The following is a 16,938-nucleotide window of genomic DNA, read 5'->3' as shown; positions in this document are numbered from 1 at the left end:
CGGCCGTGACCGACACCGCAGCGACTGACACCACCGCGACCGGCACGACGGCGACCGACACCGCAGCGACAGACACCACCGCGACCGGCACGACGGCCCAGCCGCAGCGGACCGCCGCCGAGAGCGCCGCCCGCGTTCGCGGCCCGCGGGTGCTGCTGCGCCGTCCCTCGGCCCGCACGGTGCAGCTGGTCTGCCTCGCCGCGCTGATCGTGAATACGGGGATCGTGGTGACCGGCGGAGCGGTGCGGCTGACGAACTCCGGGCTCGGCTGCCCGACGTGGCCGGAATGCACGGCCGGTTCGCTGGTTCCGGTGCCGTCGCTGGGCTATCACGGCGTCATCGAGTTCTCCAACCGGCTGCTGACCTACGTCGTCACCGCCGCCGCGGGTCTCGCGCTCGTCGCGACGGCTCGGCAGCGCCCGCGCCGGCCTGTGCTGGTCAGGTACTCCTGGGCGCTCGTCCTCGGGGTGTTCGCGCAGGCGGTCATCGGCGGCATCTCGGTGCGCACCCAGTTGGCCCCGGGCTGGGTCGCGTTCCACTTCGCGTTCTCGATGGGGATGATCGCGATCGCCTGGCTGCTGTGGGTGCGCAGCCGGGAGGGCGACGGGCCCGCGCGGCCGCTGCTGCGCCGGGAGCTGATCTGGCTCGCGCGCACGCTGGTGACCGCGGCCGGCGCCGTCGTCGTGGTCGGCACCCTGGTCACCGGTGCCGGTCCGCACGCCGGCGCGCTCGACGCCGCGCGCCGGCTGCCGCTCAAGCCGGTCGAGATCACGCAGGCGCACGCCGACCTGGTGTTCATCGTGGTCGGATTGACCGTCGCCCTCTGGTTCGCGCTGAAGGCGATCGACGCGCCGGCGGCGAGCGTGCGCGCGACCCGTGACTTGTTCCTCGTGCTGGTCGCACAGGGCGCGATCGGCTACACGCAGTACTTCACCGCCCTGCCCTCGTGGCTCGTGCTGCTGCACATGACAGGCGCCTGCCTCACCTGGATCGCGGCCTGGCGGGTCCTGACCTCGATGCGCGTGCGGCCGCAAGCCGCGCCGGCCGCGGTTTAGCCCGAGTTGAAAGGACACGCGCGTTCCGCCTGGTAGGTGAAACGCTCTGATCCTTGAAACTGAGGCTCAGGCCAACTGGTACTCCAGCCAGAACCGGTGCGTCCCGTCGGTGTCGACGGACAGCCCGCCGGTACCGCTGATCCCGGTCAGCTCACCGGTACCGCTGGACGGGACGATCACGAAATACTCGCCGTCGCGGTCCGAGCCGAGCGTCGTCGCCGAGTGCGCGAAGTTGAACGTCCCCGCGTGCCCGCCGACAGAGCCTTCGAACGACTCCATGGCGACGTACGTGCCGACGCCCGCCTTCTGGTCGTACGCGGCGGTGAAGAGCGTGGCCGACCGGCCCTCGACCTCCCCGCGGAAGCGCTTCTCCATCGTGGCGATCCCGACCTCCACACCGGTCTTCACGGCCGGCTCGGGCACGACGGCGGTCGGGTTGAAGCTGACGACCTCGAACGTTGCGGTGGCTCTCATGGCGCGAGCCTACCGGCGGCCTGCGACAAACAGCGGTCCGACGTCCAGCCCTTATTCGCCCGGCGACGCGAGGAACACGAGAGCGTCCCCGGTGAGCGTGACCGGCGGATCGGCGGCAGGCACGAAACACGACCGGCCGCGTCCCAGCTCCAGCTTCCGCCCTCCGCTCATCGCCGTCGCCGCGCCGTCGACACACAGCAGGATGCGCGGCAGCCCGGTTCCGGGAACCGCGAGCGGCGAGGCGGACGCCTCGCCGGAGGCGACGGTCAGGCGGTGCAGGCGGAATTCGGGAACCGGGGTGTCGAAGACCTCGACTCCGGCGGCGAGCTGACGCGCGGTCAGAATCGGGACCCGGACCTCGGGATCGAGCACCCGCATCAGCTCCGGGATGTCTATGTGCTTGGGAGTGAGGCCCGCGCGGATGACGTTGTCCGAGTTGGCCATCAGCTCGATACCCGTGCCGCGGATGTACGCGTGCAGGCCGCCGGCGCCCATGAACAGCGCCTGGCCCGGCTGCACGACGGCGTGATTCATCAGCAGCGAGCACACCAGGCCGATGTCGCCGGGATGGTCCTGCGCCATCCGCCCGACCGCGCCATAGGCGGCCTGGAACGCGGACGGCTGCCGCGCCGCGGCCGCGGCCGCCGAGACCACGTCACCGACCAGTCCCGCACGCCGCGTTTCCGGCCAGGCGAGCAGCGCCGCGAGCACACGGGCCACGGTCGCCGGCTTCGGCTGCTCGCGCAGCTCGCCGCAGGCCGCTTCCAAGGCGCCGACGCCGAGACGGGAGAGCACGTCGGCGGCCTGCGGCGCGGGCCGCAGCCCGGCCAGCACCTCGAACGGGGTCAGCGCGCACAGCACCTCGGGCTTGGGCCAGTCGTCCACGTACACCCGCTCGCGTGCGCCGCGCGGCACGCCCCGCGCCCGCTCGGCCGCGAAACCGGCCTCGGCCTGCGCCCGGTCCGGATGAAGCTGGATCGACAGGGCCTTGCGCGCCGCCAGGACCTTGAGCAGGAACGGCAGCCGCCCGCCGAAGCGGCGCGCCGTCGCCTCGCCCAACTCCGCCTGGGGGGCGGCGGCCACCACGCGGTCGAGACCGACCTGCCGGCCGTCGCGGGCCAGCCGGGACGGGCCGCTCGGGTGCGCGCCCATCCACAGCTCCGCCTGCGGCGTTCCGTCGGGATCCTCGATGCCGAGCAGGCGCGGGATCGCGGTGGGCGAACCCCAGGCGTACGGCTGGACGGTGTTGCTCAGCAGATCCACGGCCGTGCTCGTCTTCCGTCGCGTTCCTCGCCGGCGGCGGCCGGCGCCTTAGCCGCCGCGAGCGCTGCTCAACGGTGCAGCGGCTAGTGGTGGACCAGTGGGTCGATCGCGGCGCAGACGAACAATAGCGCGAGGTAGCTGTTGGAGAAGTGGAACATGCGCATCGGGCGCAAAGCGGCTCCGACGACACCCCTGCGCGCCGCCCAGTGCAGCCGGTGCGCCTCCACCAGGAAGACCGCGCCGAGCGCGGCGGCGCCCGCAGCGTAAATCGCACCGGTGTGCGCGACCGGCCACAGCACGAGCGAGCAGACCACGGTGGCCCAGGTGTAGAGCAGCATCTGCCAGGCCACGTGGCGCTCCGTGGCGACCACCGGCAGCATCGGCACCTTCGCGGCGGCGTAATCCTCGCGGTAGCGCAGCGCCAGCGCCCAGAAATGCGGCGGCGTCCACAGGAACACCACGAGGAACAGCACCACCGGCGGCCAGGCCAGGTGGTTGGTGACGGCGGTCCAGCCGATCAGCGTCGGGAAACAGCCGGCCGCACCGCCCCACACGATGTTCTGCGAGGTACGCCGCTTGAGGATCATCGAGTAGACGACCACGTAGAACACGTTCGCGGCGAGCGCGAGCGCGCTGGAAAGCCAGTTGACCAGGAACCCGAACCACAGGGTGGACAACACCCCGAGCGCCAGGCCGAAGACCACCGTCTGCCCGGCCGTGACCCGGTGGCGCGGCAGCGGTCGGCGGCGGGTACGTCGCATCTCGGCGTCGATGTCCCGGTCCACCCAGCAGTTCAGCGCATTGGCACTGCCGGCCGACAGGTAACCGCCGACCGTGACCGCGAGCACCAGCCACAGGGACGGCACCCCGTGCGCTGCCAGGAACATCACCGGAATCGTGGTGACGATCAGCAGCTCGATGATCCGAGGCTTGGTCAGCGCGACGTAGGCGCCGAGCGTGTCGCGCCAGGTACCGCGGCTCGCGGCCGCGACGTCGTGATCGCCGGCTGAGGAAGCGTCGGTCGCGGCGCCTCCGGTTGCGACGGGCCCGCGGTCGGCGACAGCGTCGGTAACCGCCGGGGGTGCGGCTACGGGCGCCGCGGTCAACACCGGGTGGGACTCGACGGCTGTCACAGGCTGGCCTCAATTACTACTTACCGAGTGCAACTGATTCGACAAAACTCTAGACCCCCGACACACGTCGCCGTGCGCCGGGGGCGTCTCCAAGCGTGCGGAAACGCCGGGCGCGCCGCCACACGGCCGCGTTGGGCGCCGCAGCAGCGAGTCAGCAGGCCGCGTAGGGGTAGGGTGACCCGTGAGATAACAGAATCAATGCATCGCCGCGCGGGGCCAGGCTGTATCCGCACTCCACGCACAGCCCTGGTTGGCAGCGTCGCCGTCCGCCCCGACGCGCTGACGCTTTCACCACCAGGAAAGGACGCGCGCGTTACTGTGAGCACGCCCACACCCTTCGAGTGGACCGCGGTGGACCGGCGAACCGTGGACACGGTCCGGGTTCTTGCGATGGACGCCGTGCAGAAGGTCGGCAACGGCCACCCCGGCACCGCGATGTCGCTGGCCCCGGCGGCCACGCTGCTTTTCCAGAAGCACCTGCGGCACGACCCGTCCGACCCGGCGTGGGTGGGGCGCGACCGCTTCGTGCTCTCCCCCGGCCACTCCAGCCTGACGCTGTACATCCAGCTGTACCTGTCCGGCTACGGGCTCACCCTCGACGACCTGAAATCCTTCCGCACCTGGGGATCCCGCACGCCGGGCCACCCCGAGCACGGGCACACGGCCGGTGTGGAGACCACCACCGGACCGCTCGGCCAGGGCCTGGCCAACGCGATCGGCATGGCGATGGCCGCCCGCTACGAGCGGGGCCTGTTCGACCCCGACGCCGCACCCGGCGCCTCGCCCTTCGACCACCGGATCTACGCGTTCGCCTCCGACGGCGACCTGGAGGAAGGCGTCACCGGCGAGGCTTCGTCCATCGCGGGCACGCAGAAGCTCGGCAACCTGGTCGTCATCTACGACGACAACCACATCTCCATCGAGGGCGACACCAAGGTCGCCTTCACCGAAGACGTCCTCAAGCGCTACGAGGCGTACGGCTGGCACACGCAATCCGTCGAGTTCACCACGCCGGACGGATACGTCGAGGACGTCGAGGCGCTGCACCGGGCGATCGTGGCGGCCGAGAACGAGACGCAGCGCCCCTCGATCATCCGGCTGCGCACGATCATCGCCTGGCCGGCGCCGAAGCTGCAGAACACCGGAAAGGCGCACGGGTCCGCGCTCGGCGAGCCCGAAGTGGCCGCCACCAAGCAGATCCTCGGCTTCGACCCGCAGCAGCACTTCGAAGTCTCCGACGAGGTCCTCGCGCACGCCCGCGAGGTCGCCGAGCGCGGCAAGGCTGCACACGAGGCGTGGAGCGCCCGCTACGAAGCCTGGCGCGCGGCCAACGCGCAGCGCGCCGCCGAGTTCGACCGCATCGCCCGGCGCGAGCTTCCGGCCGGCTGGGACGCGAAGCTGCCGCAGTTCCCGCCCGGCAAGGACCTGGCCACCCGCAAGGCGTCCGAGGCCGTCATCCAGGCGATCGCCGAGCAGCTGCCGGAGTTCTGGGGCGGTTCCGCGGACCTGGCCGAGTCCAACAACACCACCGTCAAGGGCGGCCTGTCGTTCCTGCCGTACTACGAGCAGGACAACGAGTTCGGCGGCTCCTCGCCGTACGGGCGGATCCTGCACTTCGGCATCCGCGAGCATGCGATGGGCTCGATCCTCAACGGCATCGCCCTGCACGGCAACACTCGCGTGTTCGGCGGCACCTTCCTGGTGTTCTCCGACTACATGCGCCCGGCCGTGCGGCTGGCCTCGCTCATGCACCTGCCGGTCACCTACGTGTGGACCCACGACTCGATCGGCCTCGGCGAGGACGGTCCGACGCACCAGCCGATCGAGCATTACGCAGCGCTGCGCGCGATCCCCGGCTTCAGCTTCGTGCGCCCGGCGGACGCCAACGAGACCGCGGCCGCGTGGAAGGCGACCCTGGAGCAGGACGGCCCGGTCGGCCTGGCGCTGACGCGGCAGAACGTGCCGGTGTTCGACCGTGAGGTCCTCGGCTCGGCGCTCTCCGTCCACGAAGGCGTCAAGCGCGGCGGGTACGTGCTGGCCGAGGCGTCCGGCGGCACTCCGCGGGCGATCCTCATCGCCACCGGTTCCGAAGTGCAGCTGGCCGTGGCCGCGCGGGAGCGGCTTGAGGAGTCCGGCGTACCGACCCGCGTCGTGTCGATGCCGTGCGTCGAATGGTTCGAAGCGCAGGATGTGGGATACCAGGATTCGGTGCTGCCGAAGTCGGTCAAGGCGCGTGTCGCGGTGGAAGTCGGCGTCGCTCAGCCGTGGTATCGGTACGTCGGGGACGCCGGCCGCGTCATCTCGCTGGAGCACTACGGCGCCTCGGCGGACTTCGCAACGCTGCTGCGCGAATTCGGCTTCACCGCCGAGGCCGTGGAGGCGGCCGCCCGGGAATCGCTCGCCGCAGTTGCCGATTGAGTCTTAGGGGAGATGAGAAGACATGAGTGAACGTCTTGAGAAGCTGTCCGGCGCGGGCGTCGCGATCTGGCTGGACGATCTGAGCCGGGAGCGCATCGAGTCCGGCAACCTGGCCGCGCTGCTGCGCGACAAGCACGTGGTGGGCGTCACCACCAACCCGACGATCTTCCAGAAGGCGATCAGCGGCTCCGCGGTGTACAACGCGCAGGTCCGCGAGCTGGCCGTGCGTGAGGTCACCGTCGAGGAGGCCGTGCGCATGATCACGACCCGCGACGTGCGCGACGCCGCCGACATCCTGCGCCCCGCCTTCGACGCCTCCGAAGGCCAGGACGGCCGGGTGTCGATCGAGGTGGACCCGCGGCTGGCGCACAAGAGCGCGCCCACCGTCGCCGAGGCCAAGCAGCTTTGGTGGCTGGTGGACCGGGACAACGTGTTCATCAAGATCCCGGCGACCCTGGAGGGCCTGCCCGCGATCACCGCGACACTGGCGCACGGAATCAGCGTCAACGTGACGCTGATCTTCTCGCTGGAGCGGTACAAGGCCGTCATGGAAGCGTTCCTCGACGGTATGGAGCAGGCCTACGCCAACGGGCACGACCTGTCCAAGATCGCCTCGGTCGCCTCGTTCTTCGTATCGCGCGTGGACACCGAGGTGGACAAGCGCCTCAAGAAGCTGGGATCCTCGCAGGCCACCGCGCTGCTCGGCAAGGCCGCCGTCGCCAACGCCCGCCTCGCCTACGAGGCGTACGAGGAGGTGTTCGGCTCCGCCGGCCAAGGGTACAGCGGTTCCGAGCGCTGGAAGGCGCTGGCCGCCAAGGGTGCCAAGCCGCAGCGCCCCCTGTGGGCCTCGACCGGCGTGAAGGACCCCGCGTACAAGGACACGATGTACGTCGACGACCTGGTCGTCTCCGGCACCGTCAACACCATGCCTGAGGCCACGCTCGACGCCGAGGCCGACCACGGCGCGCCGAACGGCGACGCCGTGCACGGCACCTACGAGTCGGCGCGCAAGGTGATCGGCGACCTCGAAGCGCTCGGCATCTCGTACGACGACGTCGTGCAGGTGCTGGAGGACGAGGGCGTGGAGAAGTTCGAGGTCTCCTGGAGCGAACTGCTCGACGCCGTGCGCACCGAACTGGAGAAGGAAGCGGCAGCCGCCATCGAGAAGGGGGAGAAGGCCGCGTGAGCGCGCAGCCCCCCAGCAGCGCGACCGTGGGCGCCGCCGCGGACGCGGCCCGCGGCGGCTTCGGCGACTCGGTCGCCCGCCGGCTGATGAGCGCGCAGGAGCACGCCGGCACCGACTGGTCCAATCCGCTGCGGGACGCCCAGGACCGGCGCCTGCCGCGCATCGCAGGGCCCTGTGGCCTGGTGATCTTCGGGGTGACCGGCGACCTGTCCCGCAAGAAGCTGATGCCCGCGATCTACGATCTGGCCAACCGGGGGCTGCTGCCCCCGGGCTTCGCCCTGGTCGGATTCGCCCGCCGGGACTGGGAGAACCAGGACTTCGCGCAGGTGGTCTACGACGCGGTCAAGGAGCACGCGCGCACGCCCTTCCGCGACGAGGTGTGGAAGCAGCTGGCCGAGGGCTTCCGTTTCGTGCCCGGCGAGTTCGGCGACCAGGCCGCGTTCGAGAAGCTCAGGGAGACCATCGACGAGCTGGACCGGTTGCGCGGCACCAACGGCAACCACGCCTTCTACCTGTCGGTCCCGCCGAAGTTCTTCCCCGGCGTGGTGCGCCAGCTCAAGGAGTCCGGCCTGGCCGAGGGCGGGGAGAACACCTGGCGCCGGGTGATCATCGAGAAGCCGTTCGGGCACGACCTGGCCAGCGCCAAGGAGCTCAACAAGGTCGTCAACGACGTCTTCGCGCCCCGTTCGGTCTTCCGCATCGACCACTACCTCGGCAAGGAGACGGTGCAGAACATCCTGGCGCTGCGCTTCGCCAACGAGATGTACGAGCCGATCTGGAACCGCAACTACGTCGACCACGTGCAGATCACCATGGCCGAGGACATCGGCATCGGGGGGCGCGCGGGCTACTACGACGGCATCGGCGCGGCCCGCGACGTGATCCAGAACCACCTTCTCCAGTTGATGGCGCTGACCGCGATGGAGGAGCCCACCTCCTTCGACGCGGACGCCATCTTCACCGAGAAGGTCAAGGTGCTCTCCGCGGTGCAGTTGCCCGAGGACCTGGGCGCGCACACGGTGCGCGGCCAGTACGCCAAGGGCTGGCAGGGCGGCGAGAAGGTGATCGGGTTCCTCGACGAGGACGGCATCGCCAAGGACTCCATCACCGACACCTACGCGGCGATCAAGCTGGAGATCGACACCCGCCGCTGGGCCGGGGTGCCGTTCTACCTGCGCACCGGCAAGCGGCTCGGACGGCGCGTCACCGAGATCGCGGTGGTCTTCCAGCGCGCCCCGCACCTGCCGTTCACCGCCACCATGACCGAGGAACTGGGTCAGAACGCGCTGGTCATCCGGGTGCAGCCGGACGAGGGCGTGACGGTGCGCTTCGGCTCGAAGGTCCCTGGCACCTCGATGGAGGTGCGCGACGTGTCGATGGACTTCCAGTACGGCGAGGCGTTCACCGAGTCCTCCCCCGAGGCGTACGAGCGGCTCATCCTGGACGTGCTGCTCGGCGACCCGCCGCTGTTCCCGCGGCTGGAGGAGGTCGAGCTGGGCTGGCAGATCCTCGACCCGATCGAGGAGTACTGGGCCTCGCACGGCAAACCCGCGCAGTACGAGGCCGGCACCTGGGGCCCGGCGGAGGCGGACGAGATGCTGGACCGCGACGGACGCTGCTGGAGAAGGCCATGATCATCGACCTGACCGACACCAGCGCCAGCAAGATCGGCGCGACCCTGGTGCAGGCGCGCCGCCGGGCCGGTTCGCCCACCACCGGCGCGGTGCTCACCCTCATCGTCTCCACGGAGGAGCGGCACCACTACGACGCGATGAAGGCCGCCAGCCAGGCGGCGCGCGAGCACCCGGCGCGCATCATCGTCGCGGTGGCCCGCCCCGAGGTGGCCCGCACCCGGCTCGACGCCGAGGTCCGCGTCGGGGATGACACGGGCCCGGGCGAGGTCATCGTGCTGCGGCTCTACGGCGAGCTGTCCGCTCATGCCGACGCGGTCGTGATGCCGCTGCTGCTGCCGGACGTGCCGGTGGTGACCTGGTGGCCCGACGAGGGCCCGGAAACGCCCAAGGACGACCCGCTGGGCCGGTTCGCGCAGCGGCGCATCACCGACGCGGCCGAGTACCACAAGCCGATGGACAAACTGCGTGTGCGCGCCGCCGGGTACAGTCCCGGCGACACGGACCTGTCCTGGACCCGGCTGACCCCGTGGCGCTCCATGCTCGCGGCCGCGCTCGACCAGTTCCCGCGCAAGATCACCGGCGCCGCCGTCTCCGGCGAGGAGGGCAACCCCTCGGCCCGGGTGCTGGCGATCTGGCTGCGCCAGCGGCTGGGCGTGCCGGTGAGCCGGACCGCGGACGAAGGTCCCGGAATCACCGGCGTCGAGCTGATGACGCCGGACGGGCCGATCGCGCTGACCCGACCCGACGGCGAACTGGCCACGCTCTCGGTGCCGGGCCAGCCGGACCGCCCGGTCGCGCTCAAGCGGCGGGAGACCGCCGAGCTGATCGCCGAGGAACTTCGCCGCCTCGACCCGGACGACGTGTACGCCAAGCTGCTCAAGGACATCGACGTGCCGTTCACCGAGCCGCTGAAGGTCGGCGGCCCGACGGTGCAGAAGACCCGGGAGGCCGCTGCGCCGGGCGAACCGAGCCCGGCCGCGGCGGTTGCGAAGGGCAAGCGGGGCGCATCCGTGGACGGTACGGGCAAGGGGGCGTCTTGACTGCCGTGGGCGGGCGTGCCGGGGCGACCCGCGAGCTCATCGTCCACCGCGACGCGCCGCTCCTGGCTCAGGCCGTGGCGGCGCGGCTGGTGACGAAACTGGTGGACGTGCTGGCCGCGAAGGACCACGCGCACCTCGCGCTGACCGGCGGCTCGGTCGGCATCGGCTCGCTGGCCGCGGTCGCGGAACTGCCCGCGCGGGTGGCCGTCGACTGGAAACGGGTCCACCTGTGGTGGAGCGACGAGCGCTTCCTGCCCGAGGGCGACCCGGAACGCAACGTCACCCAGGCGCGCAGGGCTTTGCTCGACAAGCTGGAACTCGACGCCGCGTTCGTGCACGCGATGCCCGCGTCCGACGGTCCCGACGGCGACGACCTGGAGGCGGCGGCGCAGCGGTACGCGGCGGATCTGGCGCGTTTCGCCGGGCCGGACAGCGACGTGCCGGACTTCGACGTGGAGCTGTTCGGCATGGGGCCCGACGGCCATGTCGCGTCGCTGTTCCCCGAGCATCCGGGCGTCTACGAGGAAGAGCCGTCGGTCATCGCGGTGCACAACTCCCCCAAGCCGCCGCCGAACCGGCTCTCGTTCACCTTCCGCACGATCCAGAGCGCCCGCGAGGTGTGGGTCGTGGCGGCCGGGGGCGAGAAGGCTGCGGCAGCGCACATGGCGCTTTCCGGCGGCGGCCGGGTGCAGGTGCCCGCGGCCGGGGCCCTGGGCCATGTCAGGACGCTGTGGCTCCTGGACCGTGCCTGCGCCGCTGACCTGCCGCCGGGGCTGAACCGGCCCGCCTCGCCGTGACGGCCGGCGGCCGGTGAAGTCCTGGGACCATCTCAAGGCAGGCCGGCAGGAGGATATGCGTCGCGCCCCCGGTCAGTTCGGGCGCGCGACGCTTTAGAGCGCGCGCGGGCCCGTCCTCCGGGCCGGCCGGAGGGTGCTCCCGCGCGGGAGGGCTCAACCGACCGGCGCCGGCGCCCAGTGCAGATTCACCCCGTGCAAACCCGCGGAGCCGAGGCGGAAGAGTTGCTCCCGGCCGCCGAGGAACACCGCGGCCCCGAGCACTTCGTATGGCCGGCGATCACCCGCGGGCGGGTCGTCGGGCCGATCCGTGAACAGGCCGAGACCGCTCGCATATCCCTCCTTGACGATGCAGACCAGGTCGCGGCGCGCGCCGAGGCGCCGGACCAGCGCGACCAGGGCGGTGCGCCCCTCGGGCGTCCAATGCGCCAGCGAATTGGAGACGAAGACGCACGGAATCGCGTTGGCCGCGACGCCCTCGACCGCATCCGGCAGAATGCGCAACGCGTCGCCTTTGCGCAGCCGCACCGGCCGGCGCGCCGCGTGGTCCAGCGCCGCGCGCAGGCGCGCCCGCCGTTCGGCGTGCTCCGGCCATACGAGCGCTTCCAGCCACGCGCGCGCCTGTGGGTCGGCCGGATCCAGCGGATTGAGGTCGAGGCCGACCCGCGAGGCGACGCGCAGTTCCTTGCCCACGAACGGTCCGAGGGCCTTCGCGGCCTGCTCGGGTGGCCCGTCGACCGCGCAGCGCAGCACCGGAACCCCCTCCGCGCTGGCCTCCCCCGCGGCGAACTCACGTCCGTCCTCGAAGGTGTACGCATACGCGTACCGGTCGACGTGCAGCAGCAGTCCCGCGCTGGTGCCGACCTCGATCAGGCCCAGCGGACGGCGTGTGCACGCCTGTGCCCAGCCGAAGGCCGGAAACAGCTGCGCCGCGCGCAGCGCCTCGTTGGTCTGTGTCTCCCGGGTGGCCAGCGCCTGCTCGATCGGCTCGCGGTGTTCCAGCACGAACCGGGTGAACACCGCGGCAAGTTCGTCGTCCGGGGCGCGTGAACCGCCCAGAGACGGGTAGTAGGCCGCCAGATCGTCCTGCGGCTCGTCGAACAGGGCCCGTTGCACGGCCGCGAACAGCAGGTTGGGGATGCGCTGCCGCTGCGCGGCAGCGGCCAGGACCTGCCCGATCGGGCCGCTCTCCTGCAACTGCCGGGACACCAGCGCGGTCAGCGCGGCGTACAGCGGCGATGATTTGGATGCCTCGCGGTCCAGGAACATCTGGAAGTTGCTCAGGACGTCGTTCACGACTGGATCTTACCGACGGCGGGATCTCACCGGCGGCGCCGGCGAAGGCCGGGTGCGTCCCGGGCTCAGGCCTCGCCGCGCAGCTTCGCCAGCGCCTCGGCCAGGATCGCCTCGCCGTCCTCGTCAGAGCGGCGCTCGCGCACGTACGCCAGGTGCGTCTTGTACGGCTCGGTGCGCGGCGGTGCGGGCGGGTTCTCCGGGTCCGGACCGGCGGGGAAGCCGCAGCGGGGGCAATCCCAGGTGTCCGGGATCTGTGCCTCGGACGCGAAGCTGGGCTTGGTCTCATGGCCGTTGCAGCAGTAGAAGCTTATCCAGATCCGTGGGGCCGTCTCCCCGCGTTCGGCTTCCCCCATCGGTCCGGCGCCGACCCGACTTCCGCGAATCGCGTTGCCACTAGCCACTGTTCGTCTCCCTGACAGGATCGATCCTCGCCCCCGTACGGTGCGCGATGCACCAGTGTACGAGTGAAAGCGGAGACGTGTACGGGGGTCGTCCCGGTTCCAGCCGAACGGGACCTGCATATCTCCGACAATATTACGCGCCGTCACCCAATCTGGAGAACGCAAGCCCCCAGGCTGAGCGGATGACGGCGCGTCAGTCGGTGCGCGGCGCGGCCGGCGGCCGCGTGGCGGCCCGCCGCGGCGCGGCGACGATCACGGCTTGTAGATGATCCCCAGACCGACGATCGCGGCGAGCCAGAGCACCGCCAGGACGATGGTGATCCGGTCGAGGTTCTTCTCCACCACCGACGAACCGCCGTGCTGCGAGGTGAAGCCGCCGCCGAACATGTCGGACAGGCCGCCGCCCTTGCCCTTGTGCAGCAGGACGAAGACGATCAGCAGCAGGCTGGTGACGGCGAGAACGATCTCCAGTGCGACGACCACGTGCGGTTCTTCTCTCTACTACATCAGCTGAGCAGGCTATGTTGCGGGGGCGCGGGGGCCGGGCCTGAGCTTACCCGTCCCCCGTCCCCGCAGACCAGTGGTGAACGCTGCGCTCCCGTCGGCGCGGACCGCGCGGTTCAGGAGTTGACGGCCTGGTCCCGGTAGCGCACGATCCGCACGAAGTCCTCGGCGTCCAGCGAGGCCCCGCCGATCAGGGCGCCGTCGATGTCCGCCTCGGCCATGATCCCCGCGGCGTTCGAGCCCTTCACCGAGCCGCCGTAGAGGATGCGGACCTTGGCGGCGGTCTGCTCGCCGAAACTTTCCGCGAGCCGGACCCGGATCGCGCCGATGACCTCCTGCGCGTCGGCCGGGGTGGCCACCTCGCCGGTGCCGATCGCCCACACCGGCTCGTAGGCGATCACGCTCTGCTCGACCTGCGCCGCGGTCAGGCCCGCGAGCGAACCGTCGAGCTGCGCGAGCGTGTAGGCGACGTGCCCGCCGGCCTTGCGCACGTCCAGGCCCTCGCCGACGCACACGATCGGGCTGACGCCGCTGCCGAGCGCGGCCTTCGCCTTGGCCGCGACCAGCTCGTCGCTCTCCGCGTGGTGCTGGCGCCGCTCGGAATGGCCGACGACGACGTAGGAGCAGCCGAGCTTGGCGAGCATCGCGGCCGAGACCTCACCGGTGTACGCCCCGGCGGCGTGCCGGGAGACGTCCTGCGCGCCGTACTTGATCTTCAGCTTGTCGCCGTCGACCAGGGTCTGCACGGAGCGCAGATCGGTGAACGGGGTGAGCACCGCGACCTCGACCGCGGCGTAGTCCTTGTCGGTGAGCGAGAAGGCGAGCTTCTGGACGTGCGCGATGGCCTCGAAGTGATTGAGGTTCATCTTCCAGTTGCCGGCCATCAGCGCGGTGCGCGAGTCTGCCACGGGTCAGCCTTCCAGGACGGTGATGCCGGGCAGCGCTTTGCCCTCAAGGTATTCCAGCGACGCGCCGCCGCCGGTCGAGATGTGGCCGAAGGCCGCCTCGTCGAAGCCGAGGGTGCGCACCGCCGCGGCCGAGTCGCCGCCGCCGACCACGGTGAAGGCGCCCGAGTCGATCAGGGCCTGCGCGAGCGCGCGGGTGCCGCCGGCGTACGGCTCCATCTCGAACACACCCATCGGGCCGTTCCAGAACACGGTCTTGGTGCCGGCGAGCTTCGCGGCGAACAACTTGCCGGACTCCGGGCCGATGTCCAGGCCCATCCGGTCGGCCGGGATGGCGTCCGCGGCGACGACCTCGTGCTCGGCGTCGGCGGCGAACGCGCTCGCGGCGACGATGTCCACCGGCAGCACGATCTCCACGCCGCTGTCCTTGGCCCGCTCCAGGTAGCCGGCCACGGTCTCCAGCTGGTCCTCTTCCAGCAGGGACTTGCCGACCTCGTGGCCCTGGGCCTTGAGGAAGGTGAAGACCATGCCGCCGCCGATCAGGATCCGGTCGGCCTTGTCCAGCAGGTTGTCGATGACCCCGAGCTTGTCGGAGACCTTCGAGCCGCCGAGCACCACCGCGTACGGCCGCTCGACGTCCTCGGTCAGCCGCTTGAGGACGTCCAGCTCCTTGGTGATCAGGTAGCCGGCCGCGTTGGGCAGGTCCTCGGCGACGTCGTAGACCGAGGCGTGCCGGCGGTGCACCGCGCCGAAGCCGTCGGAGACGAACAGGTCGGCCAGCTGCGCGAGCTGGTCGGCGAACCTGCCGCGCGCGACGGAGTCCTTGCTGGTCTCGGCCGGGTTGAACCGCACGTTCTCCAGCAGCGCGATCTCGCCGTCCTTCAGCGCGGCGACGGTGGCGGCGGCCGACTCGCCGACGGTGTCGGCGGCGAAGGCGACCGGCTTGCCGAGCAGTTCGCCGAGCCGCACCGCGACCGGGGCGAGCGAGTACTTCCTGTCACCTTCGGGGTCGCCCTTGGGCCGGCCCAGGTGCGCGGTCACGATGACCTTCGCGCCTCGCTCGAGCAGGGCCTTGAGCGTGGGCACCGACGCGCGGATCCGGCCGTCGTCGGTGATTCGCGTGCCGTCCAACGGCACGTTGAGGTCGGCGCGGACGAGCACCCGCTTGCCGGAGACCTCCAGGTCGTCAATCGTCTTCATCGCTACTCCTGAGTGGGGACGCATGCCAGGACCCGCACGACTCATTTTGTCGTGCGGGTCCGGAAAGTGGCCCGGCCGGGGCGCACACCGCGAAGGGGTACAACGGCCCTGGCCGGGAAGGCTCGGCTAGAGCTGCGCGCCGACGTAGTTGACCAGGTCGACGATGCGGTTCGAGTAGCCCCACTCGTTGTCGTACCAGCCGACGACCTTGACCTGGGTGCCCTGGACCAGCGTCAGCTTCGAGTCGAAGATGCAGGACGAGGGGTCGGTGACGATGTCGGAGGAGACGATCTCGTCCTCGGTGTAGCGCAGGTAGCCCTTGAGCGAGCCCTCCTCGGAGGCCTTCTTGAACGCGGCGTTGACCTCCTCCTTCGTGGTCTCCCTGGACAGCTCCACGGTCAGGTCGGTGACCGAGCCGACCGGGACCGGCACGCGGAAGGCGAAGCCGTTCAGCTTGCCCTTGACCTCGGGGATGACCACCGGCAGCGCCTTGGCGGCGCCGGAGGAGGTCGGGATGATCGACGAGCCGGCGGCGCGGGCGCGGCGCAGATCGATGGTGCCCTTGCGGGTCAGCGCGATCTGGTCGAGCAGCTGCTGCTCGGTGGTCATCGCGTGGATGGTGGTCATCAGGCCGTGCTCGATGCCGAACTCGTCCAGCAGCACCTTGACCAGCGGGGCCAGGCAGTTGGTGGTGCAGGAGGCGTTCGAGATGACGTGATGCCGGGCCGGGTCGTACTTGTCGTCATTGATGCCCATGACCACGGTGAAGTCGTCGCCGGTGGCCGGGGCGGAGATGATGACCTTCTGGGCGCCGGCGTCGATGTGCTTGCGGGCGTCCTCGGCCTTGGTGAACAGGCCGGTCGACTCGACGACGACGTCGGCGCCGAGCTCCTTCCAGGGCAGCGCGGCGGGGTCGCGCTCCGAGACCACCTTGGTCGCCTTGCCATTGACGACCAGGGCGTCGTCCGTGGCCTCGACGGTGCCCGGGAAGCGGCCGAGGATGGTGTCGTACTTGAGGAAGTGGGCCAGGATCTCGGGCTTGGCCAGATCGTTGATGCCGACGATCTCGATGTCGGCGCCCGAGGCCACCACGGCCCGGAAGAAACTGCGCCCGATGCGGCCGAAGCCATTGATACCAACGCGGGTCGTCACGAACCGGTCTCCTCGCTCATGCACGCCGCTGCGCGGATCCGCACGCTGCCGTGCCCGGCGTGTCGGTGATATCCGTCTTAGATACGACCCCAACTTATCGCGGCAAAGGATGACTAAGCCAACCGGCCCGGATGTTGGTATTACCTATCGGTAACAAGATCCTAAACAACAAATTCGAACGCGATCGTGCGCCCGCCGGCAGGTTGGACATTCGGTCGTGGGCCCGTTAATAAGAGTCGTGAGCGGTCAGTCCGCGCCGACGCCCGCATCCACGAACAGCTCCGGGGTCAGGCTCGCCTCGGTGCCCGGGACGCCCAGTTCCACGGCGCGGCGGTCGGCCAGAGCCAGCAGTCTGCGGATACGTCCGGCCACCGCGTCCTTCGTCAGCGGCGGCTCGGCCAGGGCGCCCAGTTCCTCGAGCGAGGCCTGCCGGTGTGCCAGGCGCAGCCGCCCGGCGAGGGCGAGGTGCTCGGGGGCCTCGGC

General features: G+C 70.7%; 16 protein-coding genes. 6 read left to right on the top strand and 10 right to left on the bottom strand.

The genetic code is table 11. The features are described from left to right. Positions 1-5 precede the first annotated feature (5 nt). Entirely contained in the window at positions 6-1,055 is a 1,050-nt protein-coding gene (locus KGA66_RS00830) for a COX15/CtaA family protein (RefSeq protein ID WP_211463384.1), read from the top strand. 66 nt (positions 1,056-1,121) lie between these two features. On the opposite strand, the gene KGA66_RS00825 is transcribed toward KGA66_RS00830, so the two are convergent. The 3 genes from KGA66_RS00825 to KGA66_RS00815 form a co-directional block, all read right to left on the bottom strand. After that, entirely contained in the window at positions 1,122-1,529 is a 408-nt protein-coding gene (locus tag KGA66_RS00825) for a DUF3224 domain-containing protein (RefSeq protein WP_211463382.1), read from the bottom strand. A gap of 51 nt (positions 1,530-1,580) precedes the next feature. Further along, on the bottom strand, positions 1,581-2,792 hold the full coding sequence (manA, locus tag KGA66_RS00820; RefSeq protein WP_211463380.1) for a mannose-6-phosphate isomerase, class I: 1,212 nt from the start codon (positions 2,790-2,792) through the stop codon (positions 1,581-1,583). 83 nt (positions 2,793-2,875) lie between these two features. After that, the gene (locus tag KGA66_RS00815; protein ID WP_211463378.1) at positions 2,876-3,925 is read right to left on the bottom strand and encodes a heme o synthase; all 1,050 of its coding nucleotides are present in this window, start codon (positions 3,923-3,925) and stop codon (positions 2,876-2,878) included. A 318-nt stretch (positions 3,926-4,243) separates the two neighbouring features. Between KGA66_RS00815 and tkt the strand changes: the two genes are divergently transcribed. The 5 genes from tkt to pgl all read left to right on the top strand — a co-directional run bounded on the left by tkt (position 4,244) and on the right by pgl (position 11,000). Then, complete coding sequence (gene tkt, locus KGA66_RS00810) at positions 4,244-6,343, top strand: transketolase (RefSeq protein WP_312886661.1); 2,100 nt, start codon at positions 4,244-4,246, stop codon at positions 6,341-6,343. 22 nt (positions 6,344-6,365) lie between these two features. Beyond that, positions 6,366-7,529 (top strand): transaldolase, encoded by a 1,164-nt coding sequence (tal, locus tag KGA66_RS00805; protein WP_211463374.1) that lies wholly within the window; start codon positions 6,366-6,368, stop codon positions 7,527-7,529. Positions 7,530-7,615: 86 nt separating this feature from the next. Then, complete coding sequence (gene zwf / locus KGA66_RS00800; protein WP_211463572.1) at positions 7,616-9,163, top strand: glucose-6-phosphate dehydrogenase; 1,548 nt, start codon at positions 7,616-7,618, stop codon at positions 9,161-9,163. Further along, entirely contained in the window at positions 9,160-10,203 is a 1,044-nt protein-coding gene (opcA, locus tag KGA66_RS00795) for a glucose-6-phosphate dehydrogenase assembly protein OpcA (protein ID WP_211463372.1), read from the top strand. The genes zwf and opcA overlap by 4 nt, the downstream gene beginning before the upstream one ends. A 5-nt stretch (positions 10,204-10,208) precedes the next feature. Further along, on the top strand, positions 10,209-11,000 hold the full coding sequence (gene pgl / locus KGA66_RS00790) for a 6-phosphogluconolactonase (RefSeq protein ID WP_211463571.1): 792 nt from the start codon (positions 10,209-10,211) through the stop codon (positions 10,998-11,000). Between the two features lie 153 nt (positions 11,001-11,153). Here the strand turns inward: pgl and KGA66_RS00785 are convergent, their stop codons facing one another. From KGA66_RS00785 to whiA, 7 genes are all read right to left on the bottom strand, one after another. Continuing rightward, positions 11,154-12,293, bottom strand: coding sequence for a DUF2332 domain-containing protein (locus KGA66_RS00785; RefSeq protein WP_211463370.1), 1,140 nt, complete (start codon positions 12,291-12,293; stop codon positions 11,154-11,156). A 65-nt stretch (positions 12,294-12,358) separates the two neighbouring features. Further along, complete coding sequence (locus tag KGA66_RS29585; protein ID WP_312886660.1) at positions 12,359-12,694, bottom strand: RNA polymerase-binding protein RbpA; 336 nt, start codon at positions 12,692-12,694, stop codon at positions 12,359-12,361. A 252-nt stretch (positions 12,695-12,946) separates the two neighbouring features. Continuing rightward, the gene (secG, locus tag KGA66_RS00775; protein WP_211463366.1) at positions 12,947-13,177 is read right to left on the bottom strand and encodes a preprotein translocase subunit SecG; all 231 of its coding nucleotides are present in this window, start codon (positions 13,175-13,177) and stop codon (positions 12,947-12,949) included. A 137-nt stretch (positions 13,178-13,314) separates the two neighbouring features. Then, on the bottom strand, positions 13,315-14,082 hold the full coding sequence (tpiA, locus tag KGA66_RS00770; protein ID WP_211463570.1) for a triose-phosphate isomerase: 768 nt from the start codon (positions 14,080-14,082) through the stop codon (positions 13,315-13,317). A gap of 27 nt (positions 14,083-14,109) precedes the next feature. After that, positions 14,110-15,303 carry a phosphoglycerate kinase gene (locus KGA66_RS00765; protein WP_211463364.1) on the bottom strand — a complete coding sequence of 398 codons (1,194 nt, stop codon included), beginning with the start codon at positions 15,301-15,303 and terminating at the stop codon, positions 14,110-14,112. 126 nt (positions 15,304-15,429) lie between these two features. Further along, positions 15,430-16,455, bottom strand: coding sequence for a type I glyceraldehyde-3-phosphate dehydrogenase (gene gap / locus KGA66_RS00760; RefSeq protein ID WP_211463362.1), 1,026 nt, complete (start codon positions 16,453-16,455; stop codon positions 15,430-15,432). A gap of 246 nt (positions 16,456-16,701) precedes the next feature. After that, a partial coding sequence (gene whiA / locus KGA66_RS00755) for a DNA-binding protein WhiA (protein WP_211463360.1) occupies positions 16,702-16,938 on the bottom strand: 237 nt, incomplete at its 5' end.

Source organism: Actinocrinis puniceicyclus (assembly GCF_018283645.1).
Lineage (GTDB): Bacteria > Actinomycetota > Actinomycetes > Streptomycetales > Catenulisporaceae > Actinocrinis > Actinocrinis puniceicyclus.
This window is presented reverse-complemented; position numbering and strand designations above follow the sequence as displayed.

Bases quoted from the DNA above. Each gene is read 5' to 3' on its own strand.
- KGA66_RS00825 (WP_211463382.1), bottom strand. From the start codon at position 1,529: ATGAGAGCCACCGCAACGTTCGAGGTCGTCAGCTTCAACCCGACCGCC.
- tal (WP_211463374.1), top strand. From the start codon at position 6,366: ATGAGTGAACGTCTTGAGAAGCTGTCCGGCGCGGGCGTCGCGATCTGG.
- zwf (WP_211463572.1), top strand. From the start codon at position 7,616: ATGAGCGCGCAGGAGCACGCCGGCACCGACTGGTCCAATCCGCTGCGG.
- opcA (WP_211463372.1), top strand. From the start codon at position 9,160: ATGATCATCGACCTGACCGACACCAGCGCCAGCAAGATCGGCGCGACC.
- tpiA (WP_211463570.1), bottom strand. From the start codon at position 14,082: ATGGCCGGCAACTGGAAGATGAACCTCAATCACTTCGAGGCCATCGCG.
- KGA66_RS00765 (WP_211463364.1), bottom strand. From the start codon at position 15,303: ATGAAGACGATTGACGACCTGGAGGTCTCCGGCAAGCGGGTGCTCGTC.